The 19,879-nt window shown below is 61.7% G+C and carries 18 protein-coding genes and 1 riboswitch; of the genes, 10 read left to right on the plus strand and 8 right to left on the minus strand.

The window, feature by feature from the left end; translation table 11 throughout:
• Nucleotides 1-101 precede the first annotated feature (101 nt).
• The 3 genes from BLJAPNOD_RS13295 to bluB all read left to right on the plus strand — a co-directional run bounded on the left by BLJAPNOD_RS13295 (nt 102) and on the right by bluB (nt 3,329).
• The gene (locus tag BLJAPNOD_RS13295) at nt 102-1,295 is read left to right on the plus strand and encodes a phytanoyl-CoA dioxygenase family protein (RefSeq protein WP_115420158.1); all 1,194 of its coding nucleotides are present in this window, start codon (nt 102-104) and stop codon (nt 1,293-1,295) included.
• Between the two features lie 89 nt (nt 1,296-1,384).
• On the plus strand, nt 1,385-2,206 hold the full coding sequence (locus BLJAPNOD_RS13300; protein WP_115420159.1) for an SDR family oxidoreductase: 822 nt from the start codon (nt 1,385-1,387) through the stop codon (nt 2,204-2,206).
• 77 nt (nt 2,207-2,283) lie between these two features.
• Nucleotides 2,284-2,493: riboswitch (cobalamin riboswitch) on the plus strand.
• 44 nt (nt 2,494-2,537) lie between these two features.
• On the plus strand, nt 2,538-3,329 hold the full coding sequence (gene bluB / locus BLJAPNOD_RS13305; RefSeq protein ID WP_115420160.1) for a 5,6-dimethylbenzimidazole synthase: 792 nt from the start codon (nt 2,538-2,540) through the stop codon (nt 3,327-3,329).
• Here bluB and BLJAPNOD_RS13310 read toward each other — a convergent pair.
• The 4 genes from BLJAPNOD_RS13310 to BLJAPNOD_RS13325 form a co-directional block, all read right to left on the minus strand.
• A complete protein-coding gene (locus BLJAPNOD_RS13310; RefSeq protein WP_115420161.1) occupies nt 3,238-4,302 on the minus strand; it encodes a DUF2865 domain-containing protein in 1,065 nt (354 codons plus the stop codon). The genes bluB and BLJAPNOD_RS13310 overlap by 92 nt on opposite strands.
• A 190-nt stretch (nt 4,303-4,492) precedes the next feature.
• Nucleotides 4,493-5,137 carry an acyl-homoserine-lactone synthase gene (locus BLJAPNOD_RS13315; RefSeq protein WP_077503674.1) on the minus strand — a complete coding sequence of 215 codons (645 nt, stop codon included), beginning with the start codon at nt 5,135-5,137 and terminating at the stop codon, nt 4,493-4,495.
• Nucleotides 5,138-5,293: 156 nt separating this feature from the next.
• A complete protein-coding gene (locus tag BLJAPNOD_RS13320) occupies nt 5,294-6,031 on the minus strand; it encodes a LuxR family transcriptional regulator (RefSeq protein ID WP_115420162.1) in 738 nt (245 codons plus the stop codon).
• A gap of 169 nt (nt 6,032-6,200) precedes the next feature.
• On the minus strand, nt 6,201-8,513 hold the full coding sequence (locus BLJAPNOD_RS13325) for an NADP-dependent malic enzyme (protein ID WP_115421283.1): 2,313 nt from the start codon (nt 8,511-8,513) through the stop codon (nt 6,201-6,203).
• A 175-nt stretch (nt 8,514-8,688) separates the two neighbouring features.
• On the opposite strand from BLJAPNOD_RS13325, the gene BLJAPNOD_RS13330 reads away from it, so the two are divergent.
• Nucleotides 8,689-9,528: a UDP-2,3-diacylglucosamine diphosphatase gene (locus BLJAPNOD_RS13330; RefSeq protein ID WP_077503672.1), complete on the plus strand. Its 840-nt coding sequence runs from the start codon at nt 8,689-8,691 to the stop codon at nt 9,526-9,528.
• A gap of 106 nt (nt 9,529-9,634) precedes the next feature.
• The gene (locus BLJAPNOD_RS13335) at nt 9,635-10,855 is read left to right on the plus strand and encodes an MFS transporter (protein WP_077503671.1); all 1,221 of its coding nucleotides are present in this window, start codon (nt 9,635-9,637) and stop codon (nt 10,853-10,855) included.
• On the opposite strand, the gene dgcA is transcribed toward BLJAPNOD_RS13335, so the two are convergent.
• Nucleotides 10,807-11,790: an N-acetyl-D-Glu racemase DgcA gene (dgcA, locus tag BLJAPNOD_RS13340; protein WP_115420163.1), complete on the minus strand. Its 984-nt coding sequence runs from the start codon at nt 11,788-11,790 to the stop codon at nt 10,807-10,809. The two genes, BLJAPNOD_RS13335 and dgcA, sit on opposite strands and share 49 nt — an antisense overlap.
• A 138-nt stretch (nt 11,791-11,928) precedes the next feature.
• Here dgcA and BLJAPNOD_RS13345 point away from each other — a divergent pair, with 138 nt between their 5' ends.
• The 4 genes from BLJAPNOD_RS13345 to BLJAPNOD_RS13360 all read left to right on the plus strand — a co-directional run bounded on the left by BLJAPNOD_RS13345 (nt 11,929) and on the right by BLJAPNOD_RS13360 (nt 16,080).
• Nucleotides 11,929-13,083, plus strand: a complete 1,155-nt coding sequence (locus BLJAPNOD_RS13345) for an ABC transporter permease (protein WP_115420164.1) — start codon at nt 11,929-11,931, stop codon at nt 13,081-13,083.
• A gap of 13 nt (nt 13,084-13,096) precedes the next feature.
• On the plus strand, nt 13,097-13,906 hold the full coding sequence (locus tag BLJAPNOD_RS13350) for an ABC transporter ATP-binding protein (RefSeq protein ID WP_077503668.1): 810 nt from the start codon (nt 13,097-13,099) through the stop codon (nt 13,904-13,906).
• 92 nt (nt 13,907-13,998) lie between these two features.
• Complete coding sequence (locus tag BLJAPNOD_RS13355; protein ID WP_115420165.1) at nt 13,999-15,369, plus strand: MlaD family protein; 1,371 nt, start codon at nt 13,999-14,001, stop codon at nt 15,367-15,369.
• Between the two features lie 93 nt (nt 15,370-15,462).
• Nucleotides 15,463-16,080, plus strand: coding sequence for an ABC-type transport auxiliary lipoprotein family protein (locus BLJAPNOD_RS13360; protein ID WP_115420166.1), 618 nt, complete (start codon nt 15,463-15,465; stop codon nt 16,078-16,080).
• Between the two features lies 1 nt (nt 16,081).
• Here the strand turns inward: BLJAPNOD_RS13360 and BLJAPNOD_RS13365 are convergent, their stop codons facing one another.
• On the minus strand, nt 16,082-16,360 hold the full coding sequence (locus BLJAPNOD_RS13365) for a BON domain-containing protein (protein WP_077503665.1): 279 nt from the start codon (nt 16,358-16,360) through the stop codon (nt 16,082-16,084).
• A 157-nt stretch (nt 16,361-16,517) separates the two neighbouring features.
• Here BLJAPNOD_RS13365 and BLJAPNOD_RS35390 point away from each other — a divergent pair, with 157 nt between their 5' ends.
• Nucleotides 16,518-16,694, plus strand: coding sequence for a hypothetical protein (locus BLJAPNOD_RS35390; protein WP_158556124.1), 177 nt, complete (start codon nt 16,518-16,520; stop codon nt 16,692-16,694).
• 141 nt (nt 16,695-16,835) lie between these two features.
• Here BLJAPNOD_RS35390 and BLJAPNOD_RS13375 read toward each other — a convergent pair whose 3' ends face one another.
• Both BLJAPNOD_RS13375 and hemF read right to left on the minus strand, forming a co-directional pair.
• Nucleotides 16,836-18,395, minus strand: coding sequence for a hypothetical protein (locus BLJAPNOD_RS13375; protein WP_147294546.1), 1,560 nt, complete (start codon nt 18,393-18,395; stop codon nt 16,836-16,838).
• Between the two features lie 470 nt (nt 18,396-18,865).
• Nucleotides 18,866-19,777 carry an oxygen-dependent coproporphyrinogen oxidase gene (gene hemF, locus BLJAPNOD_RS13380; protein ID WP_115421284.1) on the minus strand — a complete coding sequence of 304 codons (912 nt, stop codon included), beginning with the start codon at nt 19,775-19,777 and terminating at the stop codon, nt 18,866-18,868.
• Between the last annotated feature and the right edge of the window lie 102 nt (nt 19,778-19,879).

Consider the following 19,879-nt stretch of genomic DNA (forward strand, 5'->3'; position numbering starts at 1 on the left):
CGCGCGATCCTTCCTGATGGTTTTTTGATGGATTCCTGCTCTATATCACGTTCTGACGGCGCCTATAGTCGGGACATGGAAGGTTTCTGAGGAGGAACGACATGAAGACCGACAACACTGTGCGCCAGCGCCTCGACCGCGTCTGGCTGAGCGAAGATGCCTGTGACATCGACGTGTTCAGGGCCGAAGTGGAGCGCCAGACGAACCTTGCGGACTATCCGCATGCGCTTGCCTGTGAGAAGAACGTGCTGATCTATGACAGCGCCAGCCTGGTTTCCGCCTGCTCGACCCCTGATGGGCGCCGCGCCGCCCTGGCCGAAATCTGCGAGGCGCTTGCGACCGGGCCTGGTGTGGCCGTGTTCAAGCACGCCTATGCCGATACATCGGTCATCGATGCCGCCAGCGGCATTTTCAACGCCATCATCGAAGACCAGCACCGCAGCAACAGCGGTGGCGGCGACCATTTCGCCAAGCCCGGCGCCAACGACCGCATCTGGAATTCGCTTGAAAAGCACTGCCTGAAAAACCCGGAGAATTTCGCGGCCTATTATGCGAACGCCATCATCGCGCTCGTCAGCGAAGCCTGGCTTGGTCCGAATTACCAGATGACCGCGCAGGTCAATCGGGTCAATCCGGGCGGCGCGTCGCAGGCTGCCCACCGCGACTACCATCTTGGCTTTCAGACATCTGATGTCATCGAGCAGTATCCGGCCCACGTGCACCGACTGTCACCGGTGCTGACGTTGCAGGGTGCAGTTGCCCATTGCGACATGCCGCTCGAAAGCGGCCCGACACTCTTCCTTCCCTATAGCCAGACCTATGTACCCGGCTATCTCGCGCTGAAGCGCCCGGAATTCCGCGCCTATTTCGATGAGCGTCATGTGCAGTTGCCGCTCGAAAAAGGCGATGTCGTTTTCTTCAATCCGGCGCTGTTTCATGCCGCCGGCAGCAACCGCTCGGTCGATATCAAGCGCGTCGCCAATCTGTTGCAGGTGTCTTCGGCCTTCGGGCGGGCGATGGAGACGGTCGATCGCGTAAAGATGAGCGCAGCACTGTATCCGGCACTGACTGCCCTTACGGCATCCGGCACGCTGTCGGCTGGGGAAGCCGCCAATGCGATTGCCTCCTGTGCCGAGGGGTATTCTTTCCCGACCAATCTCGATCGCGATCCCCCGATCGGTGGCCTCGCGCCGAAGACCCAGGCACAGCTGATGCATGAGGCGCTTGCGGGCGGATGGAGCGCCGCGGATTTCAGCAAAGCGCTTGACGCGCAGACACAGCGCAAGCTGAGCTGAACGGCAGATATCGATATGTCAGGTCCCCGGCGCCTGCGGCGGGGACCATTGCCTGTCTTCACGCCAACTTCATTCCCGGGAGGAATTTCATGACCGAACAATACGCCCGTCTCGACGGCAAGATCGCCGTCGTCACCGGCGGCACGCAGGGGCTCGGCGCGACGATTGCCGGCCTGTTTGCCGAGCGCGGAGCTGAAGGCATCGTCATCTGCGGACGCAACGTTGCCAAGGGCGAGGCGAAGGCCGCTGAGATCCGCAAGGCGAGCGGCGCGCAGGTGCTTTATGTCGAGGCGGATCTCGAAAAGGTCGGGGATGCGCGCAAGGTCGTCAGCGCCTGCGATGCCACCTTCGGTCGCGTCGATGCACTGGTCAATGCGGCCGCAATCACCGACCGCGGCACCATTCTCGACACCAGCCCCGAACTCTTCGACAGGATGTTCGCCATCAATGTGCGTGCACCGTTTTTCCTGATGCAGGAGGCGGTCAAGGTGATGCGAAGGGAGGGCACACAGGGCACGATCGTCAATATCGGTTCGATGTCGGCGATGGCGGGCCAGCCGTTCATTGCGGCCTACTGCTCGTCCAAGGGTGCGCTGGAGACGCTGACCAAGAATACCGCCTATGCCCTTTTGCGCAACCGCATTCGCGTCAACGGCCTCAATATCGGCTGGATGGCCTCCGAGGGCGAAGACCGCATCCAGCGCGAGTTTCATGGTGCTGCAGCCGACTGGCTGGAAAAGGCGGCCGCCAGCCAGCCCTTCGGCCGGCTTGTCGACCCTAAGGAAGTCGCGCGTGCCTGCGCTTATCTCTCCTCAAACGAATCCGGCCTGATGACGGGGTCGGTCATCTGCTTCGACCAGTCGGTCTGGGGCGGCTATGACGGCTCGCCGCATCCGGTGGCGGCGCTCTGAAATCTGAGCCTGTCGTGTGGTGCTGTGGAGTGGCGAGCAAGTGACATCGCGCTTGCTTGTCATTCCCCATGGGCTGTGTCCTTATGCGACCGTCAGGTGCCCGCGACGCGGGAGAATCGGGAATCCGGTGTCATTCCGGAACGTGCCCAACGCTGTGACGGGGACGGTTTCGTCTGTGGATCTTGAATTCTCTCAAGATCTTGCCACTGGATCTTCATTCGATCTGGGAAGGTGAGGCGGCCGGTTGATCCGAAGTCAGAAGACCGGCCTGGCAAGATAGACCGAACCCCGCGCGGACGGCGGAAGGTTGTGCATTGTTGGGGATCGAACGATGCTGACTGACGCGAAGGGCGGCCTTGCGGCTGCAGAAGCCTTTTCATTTGACGAGCGCGAAGCCGTCTATCGTGCCATCGAGACCCGTCGCGACGTGCGGGATCAGTTCCTGCCCGACCCCTTGCCGGACGATCTGGTGATGCGCCTGCTCAATGCCGCGCACCGGGCGCCATCGGTGGGGTTCATGCAGCCATGGAATTTTGTTCTGGTCCGGCAACCGGAAACGCGCGAGAGGGTTTGGCAGGCTTTTGCCCGGGCCAATGACGAAGCCGTCTTGATGTTCGATGGTGATCAGCGGTCGAAATACCGTTCGCTGAAACTGGAGGGTATCCGCAAGGCACCCTTGAGCATCTGCGTCACCTGTGATCGCACGCGTGGCGGCTCAGTCGTTCTCGGGCGCACCCACAATCCCGACATGGATGTCTATTCCACCGTTTGCGCCGTCCAGAACCTCTGGCTTGCCGCGCGCGCCGAAGGCGTTGGCGTCGGCTGGGTCAGTATCTTTCATGAACACGAGATCAAGGCGATCCTCGGCATACCCGACCATGTCGTGATCGTTGCCTGGCTTTGCCTGGGCTATGTCGACCGCCTCTATCAGGAGCCGGAGCTGGCGGTGAAGGGCTGGCGCCAGCGGCTGCCTTTGGAGGACCTTGTCTTCGAGGAGGGCTGGGGAACAGGCCGGAAGGCAGACGCCGTGATCAGTTGTTCTGAACCGGCTGGTACCCTGGGCCCTTTGGATGACGAAGATCGATCGACGTCTCCTCCTGGGGAAGGAACGTCGGGCCGATGACGCGCACCTTGCTCTTGGCGGGATCGTAAGGGCGCTCTTCAGCGGCCGCGGCCGCCTTTGCGGCCGGGGCTGCCGCCTCCTTCTTGCCTTCGATGACGATGATCGACGACTGGTTGTCGCCGGCATTGGGTGTGGTCGCGGCCGTCTTCGGGATCTGGCAACCGCAAATACCGGGCGTGCCGACGCCACGTGTCCTGTAGGCAAAAGCGTTCGGCAGTTCGGTGTAGGGGCGTCCTGTCGAGGCGGAGACCATCTGGTCGCTCTCCTCGGTCGCAAGCTCGTGGAAGAAGAGTTCCGTTTCGGCGCCCGGGCAGCGGGCACGACAGGCCTGTTCATCGCGGGCAAAGTCCGCAGGACTGGCCTCGGACGAGATCGGGAAGAAGGCACCATCGCAGGTGCGCACGCACATGGTGCGAAGCGTGCCGGAATAGACGCCGCTTTCCGCCGGGTAGGGGCTCATACCATCATCGCGCAGCAACGGACCGTAGGATTCCTCCGGCGGCAGATCTCGCAGGATGTTGCGATGCGTCTCGGGTTCGTCCGGGTCGGCGCTGGCGAACTCCTCGCGGTCGCCGTAGCAGCCGTTGATTTCGAGAGCGGCCAGGATGCGCCGACGCGTGTCGTCGCCGTTGCCGGAGATCAGCTGCTGGCGCTCCGACTTGAGGATATCGAGATTGTCTTCCATCTCGGCGATCAGGCTGTTGATATCGGCGCAGATATCCGGGTCGCCGCCGTTGAACACGACGACGCTGCCGGTGCCGCAGCCGGCACGGCGGCGATCGTTGCGCGCCCGCCGCAGTTCGATGTTCTGCCTCGAAATTGCGCTCGCGTAATCGCGCGTATCGGCAGTGGTGGCGAACGACGCGGGCAGTTCGGCAAGCTTTGTGTTCAGGCGGTCGCACACGCTGGAGGCCAGCGCCGGATCGGCAAGAACCAGAAGCAGCGGCAAAGTCGCCGCCGCAAGGGTTTTCATGTTCCGGAACAAGGGCGAACGTCCATTCCTGCAACCGGGCGGGCGCCACCCTTGTTGTCCGGGATCGGTCGCCGTCGGCATTTCCTGTTTCAGCCCTATCATAAGGCTTGTCACTGCGTGTGCAACGACAAGCCTCGCATTGCGTTAACAGCTGCGTCCTCTCGGTCGAATGGACGGTGCCGATCCGATGTCAGGCGGCGCGCGCCGTTTCCAGCGACATCGGTCGTTCGAGAACCGTGCCTTCGATCGCGGCGACTGCCTTCATGGCGCTCAGCAGCGACGGTGTCACTTCCCAGGCGACGGCCACGGCATAGACCGAGCCGATCCGGTGCGGTTCGCCGATGCGCTCGCCGGGGCAACCCATGCGTCGGAACATCCGCTCGAGGAAGACGTCTGTGACCGTAACGATGTGGCTGATGCCGGAGGCAAGCCCGAGTTCGCCGACGCCGCACATCAGTTCGGCAGCAGCGACCGTGACCTGGTTTGAGGCGCGGTCCTGCGAAATCTCAGGGTCGATGCAGAAGCGGCTCGACTCCCAGATCGACGCGCTGCGGATCTCCGGGTTGTCGCCAAGCAGGATCGGGAAGGTATCGTCCAGCATGTTGGGGCCAAGCGTCGGCAGCAGCCTCAACGATCCGCGCAGCTTTCCGGTGTCGGGCGAATAGGACAGGATGTAGAGCGGGTTCGACTTGTCGTAGTTGTCGATCTCCCATTCCCCATCGGTCTGAACGTCCCATTTCAGGAAGTCGTGAAAGACGCGCTTGCGCAACTTGAACATCTCGTCGATGGCCTGTGGGTGCTGTCCGCGTGTCCTGCCGTTGAGGATCCTGATCATCGTTCTCTCCATCCTTGTCTTTGGGGGATGGCGTGATGCTGTCAGTCCGGCGGCGGAGAAGAAACTGGCACTAGTGACAGTACCGGTAACGGATTTTTTACTCTAAATTTCGATGGGTTTCCGGAAGAGCGCAGGGGGGAGCGGCTCTTGCCCGGATCAAACCGTCGGGATCAGCGCGTGGCGGACGGCCTGCGCCACCGCTTGCGTGTTGGAAACGACGTTGAGCTTGCGGCGGGCATTGGTCATGAAGAAACGCACGGTGCGCTCGGAAATGCCGAGAATGGTGGCGATCTCCCAATAGCTCTTGCCGGCTGCCGACCAAGTGAGAACCTCGGTTTCACGGCCGGTCAGGCGCATATCGCGCGCCGCCGCCCCACTCGTCATGGCCGCGTTCTCGAGCATGCCGGCATGAAACAGGTTGGCGGCAAGCTGGAAGTCGCGCAGATGATTGCGCCGATAGATCGACCATTCGGCCGAGGACATGTTGACGTTGATGGCAAGCAACGCCATCCGTCCAGCCGGCGAGGGCAGCGGCAGGGCGACGCCTTCGCTGGAAAGTCCGATCTCTTCGGCGGTCTTGAACAACGGCTCGCACTCGGGAAAGCGATCCCGCGCGGTTGTCCATTCCACCGGCCTAACGCCGCCGAGCGCCAGCTTGAGGATAGGATCGATGCGATAGAGCTCCCGCGTCAGGTAGAGCTCCGCCGCATAGGCACCGAACGTGTGGTGCAGGCGGCAGATCTTGAGCTCGTCGGCATAGGGCTCGGCTTCAAGATAAAGGAGATGAGCGATGCGAAATGTACGTCGCATCAACGTAAAGAAATGGGCCGGCTCGACACAGCCTCCGCATTCCAGGATTTCCAGCATGTCGAGGACAGCCTGTTGTTCAGTCATGCCACAACACCGATTCTTGCCCTGAACCCCACAATGGTTGGGGGTTCACCTTTTGTCCAGAACCGTCATCCGTATTTGCTGTGGATTGTCGATCCTACAAACAATGGTTGTTGCCTGGATCGCCTGAGAAACACAGGGCCGCCGGGTATGGCGGCCCTGCAAAACGCCATCAGCCCGGATGGCTGGCTTCAACGACAGCGAGTGCTGCCATGTTGACGACGCCGCGCGACGTGACGGACGGCGACAGGATGTGCGCCGGCAGCGCCGAGCCGAGCAGGATCGGTCCGACATGCAGGCTGTCCGTCATCGTCTTGACGACGCCGAGCGTGATGTTGGCGGCGTCGAGATTCGGGAAGACCAGCAGGTTGGCTTCGCCCGAAAGCGTGCTGTTGGGCATGACGCGCTGGCGCAGTACTTCGGAGATGGCCGAATCACCATGCATTTCGCCATCGACTTCCAGGTCGGGCGCAAGTTCGCGCACGAGTTGCAGTGCGTGACGCATCTTGGTGGCGCTTTCGGAATCGCGTGAGCCGAAGTTCGAATGCGAGACCAGAGCCGCATGCGGCGTGATGCCGAAGCGGCGGATTTCCTGCGCCGCCATCACCGTCGTCTGGGCGATTTCCTCGGCGCTCGGGCAATAGCTGACATAGGTGTCGGTGAAGAAGGTGGCGCCGCGCTGCGAAATCAAGAGGCTGAGTGCCGAGAAGTCGAGCACGCCTTCACGCTTGCCGATGATCTGCGAGACGTCGCGCAGGTGCTTGCTGTAGCGCCCTTCAACGCCGCAGATCAGTGCATCGGCTTCGCCGCGCTTGACGGCAAGCGCCCCGATCACCGTGGTGTTGGTGCGCACGATCGTACGTGCGGCTTCCGGAATGACGCCGAGACGGCCGACGAGGGCGAAGTAATCCTCGACGTAGTCGCGGTAGCGCGGATCGCCCTCTGGGTTGACCACTTCGAAATCGACATCAGGACGAATGCGCAGGCCGTAACGACGCAGACGCGTCTCGATGATCTGCGGACGACCGATCAGGATCGGGCGGGCCGTGCCTTCTTCGAGCAGCACCTGGGCTGCGCGCAGCACGCGCTCGTCTTCGCCTTCGGCAAAGATTACGCGGTTCTTCTGCGCATTCTTGGCAGCTGCAAAGACCGGCTTCATGATGAAGCCCGAGCGGAAGACAAAGCGGTTAAGCTTGTCGAGATAGGCGTCGTAGTCCTGGATCGGACGCTTGGCGACGCCGCTTTCCTCGGCAGCCTTGGCCACGGCAGGCGCGATCCTGAGGATCAGGCGCTGATCGAAGGGCGAGGGGATCAGGTAATCGGGGCCGAAGACCGGTGTCTCGCCGGAATAGGCACGGGCAGCGACGTCGGACGGCTCTTCGCGGGCAAGGCCTGCGATAGCGCGCACAGCCGCCATTTTCATTTCTTCGTTGATCGTGCTTGCGCCGCAGTCGAGCGCACCGCGGAAGATGTGCGGGAAGCAGAGCACGTTGTTGACCTGGTTGGGAAAATCCGAACGGCCGGTGCAGATCATGGCGTCCGGGCGCGCCGCACGGGCAGCTTCCGGCATGATCTCGGGCGTCGGGTTAGCAAGCGCCATGATCAGCGGCTTTTCGGCCATCTGCACCAGCAATTCCGGCTTCAGAACGCCTGCAGCCGAAAGGCCGAGGAAGACGTCGGCGCCACCGATGCTGTCGGCAAGCACGCGGTTGTCGCTGTCCTGGGCGTAGACCGATTTCCATTCGTCCATCAGCACTTCGCGGCCCTTGTAGACGAGGCCTTCGAGGTCGTGCACCCAGATGTTTTCGATCTTGGCGCCGAGCGTGACCAGCAGATTGAGACAGGCGAGCGCTGCTGCGCCGGCGCCAGACGTCACGATCTTGGCCTTGGCGATGTCCTTGCCGGCCAGTTCCAGGCCGTTGAGGATGGCGGCGGCGACGATGATCGCGGTGCCATGCTGGTCGTCATGGAAGACGGGGATCTGCATCTTTTCGCGCAGCTGGCGCTCGACCTCGAAGCATTCCGGCGCCTTGATGTCTTCCAGGTTGATGCCGCCGAAGGTCGGCTCCAGCGCCGAGATCACGTCGACCATGCGTTCGATGCTCGAAGCGTCGATCTCGATGTCGAAGACGTCGATGCCGGCGAATTTCTTGAACAGGACTGCCTTGCCTTCCATCACCGGCTTGGAGGCAAGCGGACCGATATTGCCGAGGCCGAGAACGGCCGTGCCGTTGGAGATGACGGCGACGAGATTGGCGCGCGCCGTATAATCGGCGGCCGTTTCCGGGTTGTCACGGATGGCGATGCAGGGGGCGGCCACGCCGGGCGAATAGGCGAGCGCGAGGTCGCGCTGGTTGCCGAGCGGCTTGGTGGGCTGGATTTCGAGCTTCCCCGGGCGCGGGTAACGGTGGAAGAAAAGGGCCTGCTGGTCGATGTCGCCGCTGGCCGGACCGGTGTGGGATTTGGTTTTGTCGCCCGTGCTCATAGTCTGCATTCCTCTTTTTTGGACGTGGCCTTGTGGCATGAATTGCGGACCACGTACAGTTTTTGCGCCGTTCTTTTCGGCCAGTGCGACGAAGCGGCCGGCATCCATGTCATCTTCCTGAAACACGAGTCTGGTTTTGACGGGCCCCAGAAGGCTCAATCAAGACGAGGCTGGTATGATGGCGGCGCCGCAAGACAACTCCGTAAGACATCTCAGGACGTTGTTCATTTCCGACGTCCACCTCGGTTCCAAGGCAGCCAAGACGGACTTTCTCATTGATTTCCTGCGGTATCACGAGGCGGAAACCATCATTCTCGTCGGCGATATCGTCGATGGCTGGCGGCTGAAGCGCAGCTGGTACTGGCCGCAGAACTGCAACGACGCCGTCCAGAAGCTGCTGCGCAAGGCGCGCAAGGGTACGCGCATCATCTACATCCCCGGCAATCACGATGAATTCATGCGCGATTTTCCGGGCGTTCACTTCGGCGGCATCGAAGTCGCGCAGCGCCACATGCACAAGGGTGCCGACGGCCGCACCTATCTGGTACTGCATGGTGACGAATTCGACGTGGTCGTGCGCAATGCCCGCATCCTCGCCTATCTCGGTGACTGGGCATACGACACGGCAATCGCCATCAATATCGGCTTGGCGGCTGTTCGCCGCCGGCTCGGCATGCCCTACTGGTCGTTTTCATCCTGGGCAAAGCTGCAGGTGAAACACGCGGTCAACTTCATCGGCGAGTTCCAGAAGGTGGTTGCCGATGAGGCGCGACGCCACGACGCGCAAGGGGTGATCTGCGGCCATATCCACCATGCCGTCATCGAAGATATCGGCGATATCCGCTACATCAATACCGGCGACTGGGTCGAAAGCTGCACGGCGATCGCCGAGCACCACGACGGCACCATGGAGCTGATCACCTGGCATCAGATGCGTGGCGGGGCCACTGAAGCCGAGGGAACGGCCGATGCCGAACGGCTGCTGGCGCAGTTGCTGACGCAGCGGGCCGCGTGATGCACGCAAGCCGGGAAGGCGCAAGCGTGGCGTGTAGCGAAATCTAGGTTATAGCGATCCTGCGGTGGGCTATGCTATTGCTGGCCCATAGCCATCAGGTCCTGCCATGATTCCCTCCCAAGCGCCCGCTGCCGTGGGCCCTCCGCCGCGTTATTTTACGCTTCGCACCGCCTTGCTCTTCTGCGCTCCGTTGATCGTCAACGGTTTCGCCATGCCGTATTTTCCGGTCTGGCTGACGACGCTTTCCATGAGCGATTTCGAGATCGGCGTTGTGCTGGCCTTGCCGATGTTCGTGCGCGTCTTCACGGCGCCAATCGCAGGCGTGATCGCCGACCGGCTCGGAGAGCGCACGATCGTCCTGATCTGGTCGGGCTTCCTGTCGCTGGCGACGGCATTCGTGCTGTTCTACGCGCGAGAGTTCTGGCCGATACTGATCATCTACACGCTGCAGTCGGCAGTCTATTCGCCCTATGTGCCGATCGTCGAAGCGATCGCGCTTTCCGGTGTCCGGCGTTGGGGCTTTGACTATGCCCAGATGCGGCTCTGGGGTTCCGTTGCCTTCATCGGCGCAACCATGCTCGGTGGCTGGTTGATCGGCATCTTCGGCGGCGACATGGTGCTGCCGGCGATGGCGATCGGATTTGGCCTGACGATCGTGATGGCCTTTGCGGCGCCGAAGGTCGGCCGGCCGCGACGTCCGTCACCGATCACGGCCTTGACCGAACCGCCGCCAAAATCCTTGCGCCAGCTCGATCTGCAACTGCTGTTGATCGGCGTGACGCTGGTCAACGCCAGCCACGCCATGCTGTTCGCCTTCTCGGCGATCTACTGGCAGCATATCGGCTATAGCGGCACCGAGATCGGCATTCTCTGGAGCGCGGGCGTTGCCGCCGAAGTGACCATGTTCATCTTCGCCAAGGCGATCATTCGGCGTTTCAGCGTCTGGACCATGATCCTGTCCGGCTGCTTCCTGGCCGTGCTGCGCTGGATCATCTTCCCGATGGATCTTGGCTTTTCCGGATACTTCGTGCTGCAGTGCTTTCACGCCTTCACCTATGCGATCATGCACACCGGCATGCAGAACAAGCTGGTGGAGCGCGTGGTCGAGGAGCAGGAGGCTTCTGCCCAGGGCCTCTACTTCTTCTACACCGGCATCTTCACGGCGATCTTCACGTTCCTGTCCGGCTATCTCTATGCCTGGTACGGGGTGAACGGGTTCTATTCGATGTCGGTGGTCGCCTTTGCCGGCTGTTGCTTTGCCCTGACCGCCCGTTACCTTCAGCCCCAGAGGCGCGGCTCAGGCGGAAAGACCAGCGAGGCCTCGTAGCGCAGGCCCGGCGTGCGGTCGCGCGCCAGAAGCAGGGGGCCGTCGAGGTCGACGAAATCCGCGCCCTGCGCCACCAGGATTGCCGGTGCCATGCCGAGCGAGGTCCCGACCATGCAGCCGACCATCACCTTGAGGCCGAGCGACATTGCCGCATCGCGCATGCGAAGGGCTTCCGTCAGGCCGCCTGTCTTGTCGAGCTTGATGTTGACCGCGTCGTAGCGGTCGACGAGAGCGGAGAGGTCGCCGGTCGCATGTACGCTCTCGTCGGCGCAGACGGGCACGGGGCGAGCGATCGTGGCGAGCGCCTGGTCGCGGCCGGCCGGCAGCGGCTGCTCGATCAGGTCAATGCGCTGCTCGGCGCAAATCGCGAAGTGATAGGCGAGGGTCTCAGCCGTCCAGCCCTCATTGGCATCAAGAATGATGCGGCTCTCCGGGGCGCCTTCGCGCACGGCGCGGATGCGTGAGGCATCGTCCGACGTCCCGACCTTGATCTTGAGCAGGGCGCGGTGGGCATAGTGTGCGGCCTGTTTGCGCATTTCCTCCGGCTCGGCCAGCGAGAGCGTATAGGCCGTCGTCAATGTTCCAGGTGAGGAAAGACCAGCAAGCGCATGGACGGATTTGCCCTTCTTCTTTGCCTCCAGATCCCACAGCGCACTATCGATGGCGTTGCGGGCAGCGCCCGGCTTCATCGCCGACTGCAGCTGTGGGCGGGTCAGACCCTGTTCGATCTGCGGGCGAATGGCTTCGATCTCCGCGAGGACCGAGGCAATGGTTTCGTTGTAACGGCCGTAGGGCACGCATTCCCCCCAGCCGCTGCTGCCGTCCGCGGTGATTCGGCAGGTCACCACGCTCGCGGTGGTCTTCGAGCCGCGTGAAATCGTGAAAGTGCCCGCAATCGGGAAGTCTTCGGTTGTCGCTTCGAGCACAGTTGACATGAAATCTTCTCCGACGGGGCTTATCTGGCGCTTAGGTCTTGATGTTACCGGCTTCGTCCGGATGACATCAAGGATGTGAGCCGTTATGACGGAGCAAGCTTTTAAGAGCGGTTAGCAAATCGGGATGACAGAGACCAGGTGACGCGTTCCCAGACCAAGATCGTTGCGGATGTCGCGCTCGGCGGAGAGGCCGGAGGCTCTGATGGCACGTACGTCTTTTCAGGCGTCTGGCGGCACGAGACCGCCGAAGCCATGGCTGCCAAGCTGGACCAGCTTGCGCGCAAGGGTGGCGGCGTCAGGCAGTTCGATCTGTCGGGTGTCACCTCCATGGATACGGCGGGGGCCTGGATCATTCGGCGCTTCATGACGAAGATCGCCGGGCCCAAGGAGGATGGGATCCAGTTCGTGGACGGCGGCCAACGCTACGTCGAACTGATCGGTGCCTTGCCTGCGGAACTGCCCACACCGGAAGACGAAAGCGAGACCATTCCGCTGTTTCAGCGGTTGTTCGCGCCGGTCGGCGAGGTGATGATCGCCACCTGGAACGATATCGTCGCGGCGATGTACATTCTCGGTTCGGCGGTGCGCGGCGCGCAGCTCAAGCTCGGCCGGCACAGTGGTCTTTCGCCGGCGGCAATTGTCCACCAGATCGACCGCATGGGTGTCAAGGCCGTGCCGATCATCATGCTGATGTCTTTTTTGATCGGCGCGATCATTGCGCAGCAGGGTGCATTTCAGCTGCGCTACTTTGGCGCTGAAGTCTTTGTCGTCGATCTCGTCGGTATCCTGCAACTTCGCGAAATCGGGGTGCTCTTGACCGCGATCATGATCGCCGGGCGTTCGGGCAGCGCGATTACCGCCGAAATCGGTTCAATGAAGATGCGCGAAGAGGTCGACGCGCTGAAGGTCATGGGCCTCAGCCCCGTCGGCGTCCTGGTGTTTCCGCGCCTTGTGGCGCTGACGATCGCCTTGCCGCTCCTGACCATCATCGCCAATTTCGCAGCCCTGACCGGTGCGGCGCTGGTCGCCTGGACCTATTCTGGCATCACGGTTGCGACCTTTCTGGCACGGCTGCAGGAGGCCGTCGATTTTTCATCGGTTGCGGCCGGCATGATCAAGGCGCCGTTCATGGCGCTGATCATCGGTGTGGTGGCGGCCGTCGAAGGGTTGAAGGTGGGCGGCAGCGCCGAATCGCTCGGCCGGCACGTGACCTCCTCGGTGGTCAAATCGATCTTCGTGGTGATCCTGATCGATGGCCTGTTTGCCATGTTCTACGCAGCAATCGAATTTTGAGGCGGATGGGACGATGGACACAACAGCCACAGAAAGACAGCCAGACGCCGCGAACGGCCATGAATCGGTCTTGTCCGTGCGCGACCTGACGGTCGGCTTCGGCTCCCATATCGTGCTCGACAAGCTCAACCTCGAGATCTATCGCGGAGAAATCCTCGGCTTCGTGGGGGCGTCTGGCACCGGCAAGTCGGTACTGATGCGTACGGTCCTCAGGCTTCTTGCCAAGCGCTCCGGGACGATCGAGATCCTCGGCGCGGAATACGACAAGATGTCGGAGGCCGACCGGATCGCGCTCGACATGCGTCTGGGCGTGCTTTTCCAGCATGGCGCGCTCTTTTCGGCGCTGACAGTGCGCGAAAACATCCAGGTTCCGATGCGCGAATATCTCGACCTGTCGCAGAGCCTGATGGACGAACTGGCGCGCGTGAAGATCGAACTGGTGGGCCTGGCGCCCGAGGCGGCCGACAAGTACCCATCCGAGCTTTCGGGCGGCATGATCAAGCGCGCGGCCCTTGCCAGGGCGCTGGCGCTCGACCCCGATCTCGTCTTTCTCGACGAGCCGACATCGGGCCTGGATCCGATCGGTGCGGCCGAGTTCGACGAGTTGATCGCCAAGCTGCGCGACACGCTCGGATTGACCGTGTATATGGTGACTCACGACCTCGACAGCCTGTTTTCGGTCTGTGATCGCATCGCGGTGCTCGGAAACAAGAAGGTTCTGGTCGAGGGGACGGTCGAGGACATGTTGGCCTGTGACGATCCCTGGGTGCAGTCCTATTTCCGGGGAAAACGGGCGCGGTCGATCGTGCGTCACGACGAATAGCGCCGAGGAACCGGCGGGCAGCCTGGGATGTTTCCCGGATGTCTGGAGCAGAAGAACGGCCGATAGGATGGCCACTGAGGTAGTCGGAACGAATGGAAACTAAAGCGAACTACGCCATTGTCGGTTTCTTCACGGTGTTCGTGATCGCGGCAGCCTTCGGCTTCGTCTACTGGATGTCGCAATATGGCCGCAGCGGCGAAATGGTCGAGCTGGTCGTCAACATTCCGGGCTCCGCCAACGGGCTTTCCGTCGGCTCGCCTGTTCGCTTCAACGGCATTCCCGTCGGCTCGGTCCGCAATCTGGCGATCGACGCCAACGACCCGCGCTATTCGATCGCGGTAACGGAAGTCTCCATCGACGCGCCCGTGCTGAAATCGACCAAGGCGACGCTGGAAGTGCAGGGCCTGACGGGTGCCGCCTACATCGAACTCAGCGGCGGCAACAAGGGCGACGAGAATATTCTGAGAAATGCCATCGAGAACGGCACCCAGGCGCGCATTCTCGCCGACCAGTCGAGCGTCACCAGCCTTTTGGCGACAGCCGACAAGATCATGGACCGTGCCAACGACGCGATCACCGACATTCAGGGTTTCGTCAAGGACGTGCGCGGTCCCTTGACCGGGACAATCAGCAATGCCGAGAAATTTTCCAAGGCGCTTGCCGACAATTCCGGCGCGATCGATGACTTCCTGAAGAGTGTGACCGAGCTTTCGGCATCGATCAATGCCGCGTCGAAGAAGCTCGATTCGACGCTCGCTTCGGCCGATGTGCTGGTGAAGTCGGTGGACCCGAAGAAGATCGATCGCATCGTCAGCAATGTCGAGCAGATGAGCAACGACCTGAAGGCAGCTTCGGGCGGCGTTTCGGAGACCATTGCGGCGTTCAAGCGCACGGTCGAGACCTATGACCAGTTCGGCAAGAACGCGCAGAAGACGCTCGAGCGCGTTGACACGCTGGTGGCCGCCGTCGACAAGCAGAAGGTCGAGCTGGTTGTGAACGACATTTCGGCCGCAAGCGCCGACGCCCGCAAGGCAGTCGCCAACATCACGCAGTTTGCCGAGAAGATCACCGCGCGCCGGCAGGACATCGATCGCACTATCACCGACGTGACCCAGATGGCGAGCAAGCTCAACGCAGCCTCGAACCGGGTCGACAGCATTCTGGTCAAGGTGGACGGTTTCCTCGGCGATGCGGACGCGCCGTCGCTGTCGGCCGAGGCGCGCACGACGCTCGAATCGTTCCGCAAGGTGGCCGAGAACCTCAATGCCCAGATCGGTCCGATCGCCGACAATCTGAAGCGGTTCTCCGGCGGAGGCCTTCGCGATGTCGAGGCGCTGGTGAGCGATACGCGCCGCACCGTGCAGAGCCTCGAGAATACGATTTCGACATTCGACAAGAATCCGCAGCGCCTTCTCTTCGGCGGCGAAACGGTCAAGCAATATGATGGTCGCACCCGACGGTGAATCAGGTAAGACAGATCCGGTGCGGGGCTAGGCGGGTTGCTTTCAATAGCGAGCGCTCTAAGGTGCTGCGTATTGGACAAGGGTTTGGGCAGTATGAATTTTCCGGGGCGGGTGTGTGTGCGTAAGACGGGAGCGAAACGCTCCGCCATGATCTTCACGCTGGCTGCGTTGCTGGCAGGTTGCGGGGCCGGTGCCGCCGTCAACGACACGTTCAGCCTTTCCTCGTCACCCGTTGTCGAAGGCCGCGCGGCGACCAGCAAGCAGATCCTCGTGCCCGAACCCACGGCGTTGAAGGCGCTCGACAGCGATCAGATCGTCATCCGCCTTTCCGGGTCGGAGCTGCAGTACCTCTCCAAGGCACAATGGAGCGACCGCCTGCCACGCATGGTTCAGGCAAAACTGGTGCAGGCATTCGAGAATACCGGCAAGGTCGGCGGCGTCGGCAAGCCGGGCGAGGGACTGGCGATCGACTACCAGGTGATCAGCGAAATCCGCTCTTTCGAAATATCGACTGAAGGCGCCGACACAGCCGTCGTCGAAATCTTCGCAAAGATCGTCAACGACAGGAACGGCACGGTGCGGGCTCAGAAGGCGTTCCGCGCCACCGCCGGCGTAAAGGGCACCGGCAATCCGGCTTTCATCAGGGCGCTCGACCAGGCATTCGCCACCGTCGCGTCTGAGATCGTCGGTTGGACGCTCGGCTCTATCTGAACTAGCTCTGCCTGACCTCTGCCGCCTCGATACGGTTGACGACCTCGGCGACACCTTCTGTCAGCCTAGCGGCTTCTTCGGCGCGTGCACACTCTGCTTGGGTGGCGACGTGACCGGAGAGCATGATCGTATTTCCTGTGCAAATGACAATGACATCGGCGGCATCGAGCCCCGGTGTCACGGCCAGGCCGTGAGCAACGCGGCGTTCGAGCTCCGCCGGCTGATCACCCGCCGTCCGCTCAGGCTCCATCCCGTGGAATGTGCGCTTCTTGAAGATCATGATCGGGTCCCTCCGTGCCTTGTCCAAGGACAACGCCAGCGACCGTCATTTGTTCAGCTGTTCCAATCGAAACAGTGCGAAACCGGTTTTCATGCGATGGCTCCGACATGCGGATCGCACGTCATTCCTGGCCGCTGAATTCGAACGGGGAACATCCATGCGCCACTCTTTCATCGCCATCGCTGCTGCGATGACGACCGTCTTTGTCGTCACTATGCCTGCCAAGGCCGGCAACTACAGCTACGGCTATCGACAGACCTGTGTCGTCAAGACGGTAAAGAGCTATGGCGCCTATGGCCGGGTGGTGATGAAGAAGGTGCGCAGCTGCAAGTGACGCCCGCGCACCTTCGGTCTCTTTCGCGCGGTTCGGCAAGGTCGATGATGTTGCGATCGACCAGATTCCGGAGCCGGACAGAGATGTTGTCTTTGCCGTAACAGGTGTCGGCGGCTCCGAAGATTGGCTTGATTGGTCGATTTACCCGGCGTTTCCGTCGGCTGCGAGCAGCTCCATGACAATGGATAGCGCGCGATCCTGGCCGGCGACATAATCTGCAAAGGTCGGTTTCACTGCAACGCTCGGCTCAAGGGAGCCTGCCGGGACGTCGTAAATGTAGTTCAACAGAAAACACGACGTCAGCTGCGACAGGCTGCATCCGTTCTCCCAATCGTGGAAGCCAGTGGTGTAGCGGACCGCCAGCTTCGAATTCGGCAGCACGGTTTGGCCACCTTCACCCCAGAACTGCATCCGATCGCCCACGGTCTCACCGATGATGGTGACACGGGCACCACCAAAATACTTCAGCCACGCTGCGGTGCTGATCGCTGCGGAGAACGTGTTTCCTGACGTCAGTATGAAGAGGCGACCGGTCGGTGGCAGAAGCGTCGGCAAACGCCGGCCAAAGTCAGCGGAAAGCGTGTAGTTGCCGCCGTTGTTAAACCGGAGATCGACGATTGCGTTGCGAATTGGTTTCTTGGCCGCTTCATCAAGCATGTCAGAAAGATATTGCGACAGATCGAGCGGCGCCTGATCGCGGACGCGGTTGATCTGAACGTAGAGCAGGTCTGCCAGAGGATAGACGTGCCAGTAGTTGCTGTCGGGGCGAGAGAGATAGGCCGGCAAAGCGACGCCATCGAGGACGTGTCGCCACCCGGACGTGGCGTTGGCTTGAGCCACGGGGCTCAAATCGCGTGCGGGCCAGAAGTTGGTATTCTGTGGCCCTTGGGAACCGGGCTTCGCGACGAGTTCGACCGGTGCGATGCTCCCATCGGCAAGGCGCAAGTCGTAGGTGCTGCTTCCCGCTGTTTCAGCCAGGCCGGCTGCATGCAGAAGCTCCGGCGAGATCAGGAAGTTTGGTGCGAATTCCTTGGCAAGGTTGGCGGGACCACCGACATATGGCCTCAGCGCCTCGACCAAGGCATCCGTCGCTTTGCCATTTGCGCCGAGGACTTGCCCCCCAAGGAGGTGGCTTTGATCTTCAGCTGCAGCGACCACAAACAACCCATCGGCAAACCAGCCGAGACGAATTGGCACGGCATTGAAGCTGCGATCACCAGCAAGCCCGACGACATTGGTGTGACCGTTGTCGGCCAGCGCCACAGCCTTCGCCGTGGCCATCGCCAGTCCGGCCCGATCCAGGTCTCCGGCACGTTGTTCAATCGCGCTCAGAGCCTGCGTGAATGCGGCTTTGGTTTCGGGCGTGAAGCTTCGTTCGACATCCGGCAGATGCCGCAGATGGGCAAGGTCCTGCATGTTTCCTTCCCGCTGCGAAGCAGCGGTCTGGACGGGTGGCTTCGGGTAAGACTTCAGCGTTGGGTAAAGAATGAAGGCGAGCGGTACGAGCGTGAGGATGAGCAGCAGCGCGACCGTGATTGCGGAAAACTTGAGCCACCGCCGAGAACGCCTTTTGCGTCGGTCATTGGCTGGTACCGTATTTCCCTTCGACATACATTCGTCCTTCTCGTTTGGTGATGACCCGTCATCCATCGCTGCCATTTTAGAATCAGTGTTGCGACCCGAATCATGTTCGAGATCCAAAAATTGCAGCCGAATCCGGCGGCCTGGCAGATTCGGATAGGGATTTCGATAAATCGGCGTGTTTTCGTGGCGAGCTGCAAGCGTTCACGACACCACCTCTGGTAGATGCTCACGCACCTGACAAAGCACAAGAGCTTGCGGTGGATTTCGAGATGCGAGGTGCTTCAAGCCGGTCGCAACGCAGCGCGCCGGGGAATGTCGATGTGTGCCAGTGGCCGCGCGGGGCGAAGGCGCGCGGGCGTTTAAGCTCTCAGTGTCGGAGCAGGGCAATGATGGTCTTGATCCGGGTCGAGGCGATCAAGGTCCGTCGTCTGGGGTCGACACGACCCTGGCGTCGCGCATCAACCCGGCGGCGAAGATCATTCGAGCGGACACGCATGATCAGATGCCGGCCGCCAGCTTGCCAGCATCTTGAATCTCAAACTGAGCTGACGGGAGTAGCCGCGGACTCCGTCAGCTCAGGAAGCGCATCAGGGCCAGCGCACGACCGGGGGCAGGGACGAGAGGATCGACTCGACGTTGCCGCCGGTCTTCAACCCGAAGATGGTGCCGCGATCGTAAAGCAGATTGAACTCGACGTAACGGCCGCGGCGCACGAGTTGTTCGTCGCGATCCTCCTCGGTCCACGGCGTGTTGAAATTGCTGCGGACGATCTTGGGATAGACGAGAGCGAAAGCCTTGCCGAGGTCGCGCGTAAAGGCGAAGTCGGCTTCCCAGCCGCCCTGCTCATCCGAGGAGCGCAGCCAATCGTAGAAGATGCCGCCCGTGCCTCGCGGCTCATTTCGGTGTTTCAGGAAGAAATAGTCGTCGCACCACTGCTTGAACTTGGCGTGGTCGGCGACCGCGTGGCGATTGCAGGTGATCTCCATGGCGCGGTGGAACAGTTGGGTGTCCGGATCGGTCATGACGCGGCGGCGGTCGAGCACCGGCGTCAGGTCGGCACCGCCGCCGAACCAGTTGCTGGTGGTAACGACCATGCGGGTGTTCATGTGAACGGCCGGCACGTTGGGGTTCACGGGGTGTGCGATCAGCGAAATGCCCGATGCCCAGAAGCGTGGGTCTTCACTGGCGCCGGGGATCTGCTCGCGGAACTCGGGCGAGAATTCGCCAAAGACGGTCGAGGTGTGCACGCCGACCTTCTCGAAGACGCGCCCCTCCATCATCGACATGCGACCGCCGCCGCCTTCGCCGCCGTCCCGGCTCCACTCCTTGCCGACGAAGCGGCCGGGTTCCCGGTCGGACAACGGCCCGGTCAGCTCATCTTCGACCGCTTCGAAGGCGGCGCAGATCGTGTCGCGCAGGCTTTCGAACCAGGCCCTGGCTGCGGCCTTCTTGTCTTCGATATCGGCAGGCAGCCCCTGGGGCAGTTGCGGTCGTTCCATGAAAATTTGTCCTGTTCGCGGCTTTGCGCGCCGGAAAGCCGCCGATTCGTTGATGTGCGCCACAGTTCATATTTCCGCCGGATTGGCAACGGCGGGCGGGGT

This window comes from Ensifer sp. M14 (genome assembly GCF_003355565.1).
Classification (GTDB): Bacteria; Pseudomonadota; Alphaproteobacteria; order Rhizobiales; family Rhizobiaceae; genus Ensifer.

Bases quoted from the DNA above. Each gene is read 5' to 3' on its own strand.
- BLJAPNOD_RS35390 (WP_158556124.1), top strand. From the start codon at position 16,518: ATGCGCCACTCTTTCATCGCCATCGCTGCTGCGATGACGACCGTCTTT.
- hemF (WP_115421284.1), bottom strand. From the start codon at position 19,777: ATGGAACGACCGCAACTGCCCCAGGGGCTGCCTGCCGATATCGAAGAC.
- bluB (WP_115420160.1), top strand. From the start codon at position 2,538: ATGCTGACTGACGCGAAGGGCGGCCTTGCGGCTGCAGAAGCCTTTTCA.
- BLJAPNOD_RS13335 (WP_077503671.1), top strand. From the start codon at position 9,635: ATGATTCCCTCCCAAGCGCCCGCTGCCGTGGGCCCTCCGCCGCGTTAT.
- BLJAPNOD_RS13365 (WP_077503665.1), bottom strand. From the start codon at position 16,360: ATGATCTTCAAGAAGCGCACATTCCACGGGATGGAGCCTGAGCGGACG.
- BLJAPNOD_RS13295 (WP_115420158.1), top strand. From the start codon at position 102: ATGAAGACCGACAACACTGTGCGCCAGCGCCTCGACCGCGTCTGGCTG.
- BLJAPNOD_RS13355 (WP_115420165.1), top strand. From the start codon at position 13,999: ATGGAAACTAAAGCGAACTACGCCATTGTCGGTTTCTTCACGGTGTTC.
- dgcA (WP_115420163.1), bottom strand. From the start codon at position 11,790: ATGTCAACTGTGCTCGAAGCGACAACCGAAGACTTCCCGATTGCGGGC.
- BLJAPNOD_RS13330 (WP_077503672.1), top strand. From the start codon at position 8,689: ATGATGGCGGCGCCGCAAGACAACTCCGTAAGACATCTCAGGACGTTG.
- BLJAPNOD_RS13350 (WP_077503668.1), top strand. From the start codon at position 13,097: ATGGACACAACAGCCACAGAAAGACAGCCAGACGCCGCGAACGGCCAT.
- BLJAPNOD_RS13325 (WP_115421283.1), bottom strand. From the start codon at position 8,513: ATGAGCACGGGCGACAAAACCAAATCCCACACCGGTCCGGCCAGCGGC.
- BLJAPNOD_RS13300 (WP_115420159.1), top strand. From the start codon at position 1,385: ATGACCGAACAATACGCCCGTCTCGACGGCAAGATCGCCGTCGTCACC.
- BLJAPNOD_RS13315 (WP_077503674.1), bottom strand. From the start codon at position 5,137: ATGATCAGGATCCTCAACGGCAGGACACGCGGACAGCACCCACAGGCC.
- BLJAPNOD_RS13310 (WP_115420161.1), bottom strand. From the start codon at position 4,302: ATGAAAACCCTTGCGGCGGCGACTTTGCCGCTGCTTCTGGTTCTTGCC.
- BLJAPNOD_RS13360 (WP_115420166.1), top strand. From the start codon at position 15,463: ATGAATTTTCCGGGGCGGGTGTGTGTGCGTAAGACGGGAGCGAAACGC.
- BLJAPNOD_RS13320 (WP_115420162.1), bottom strand. From the start codon at position 6,031: ATGACTGAACAACAGGCTGTCCTCGACATGCTGGAAATCCTGGAATGC.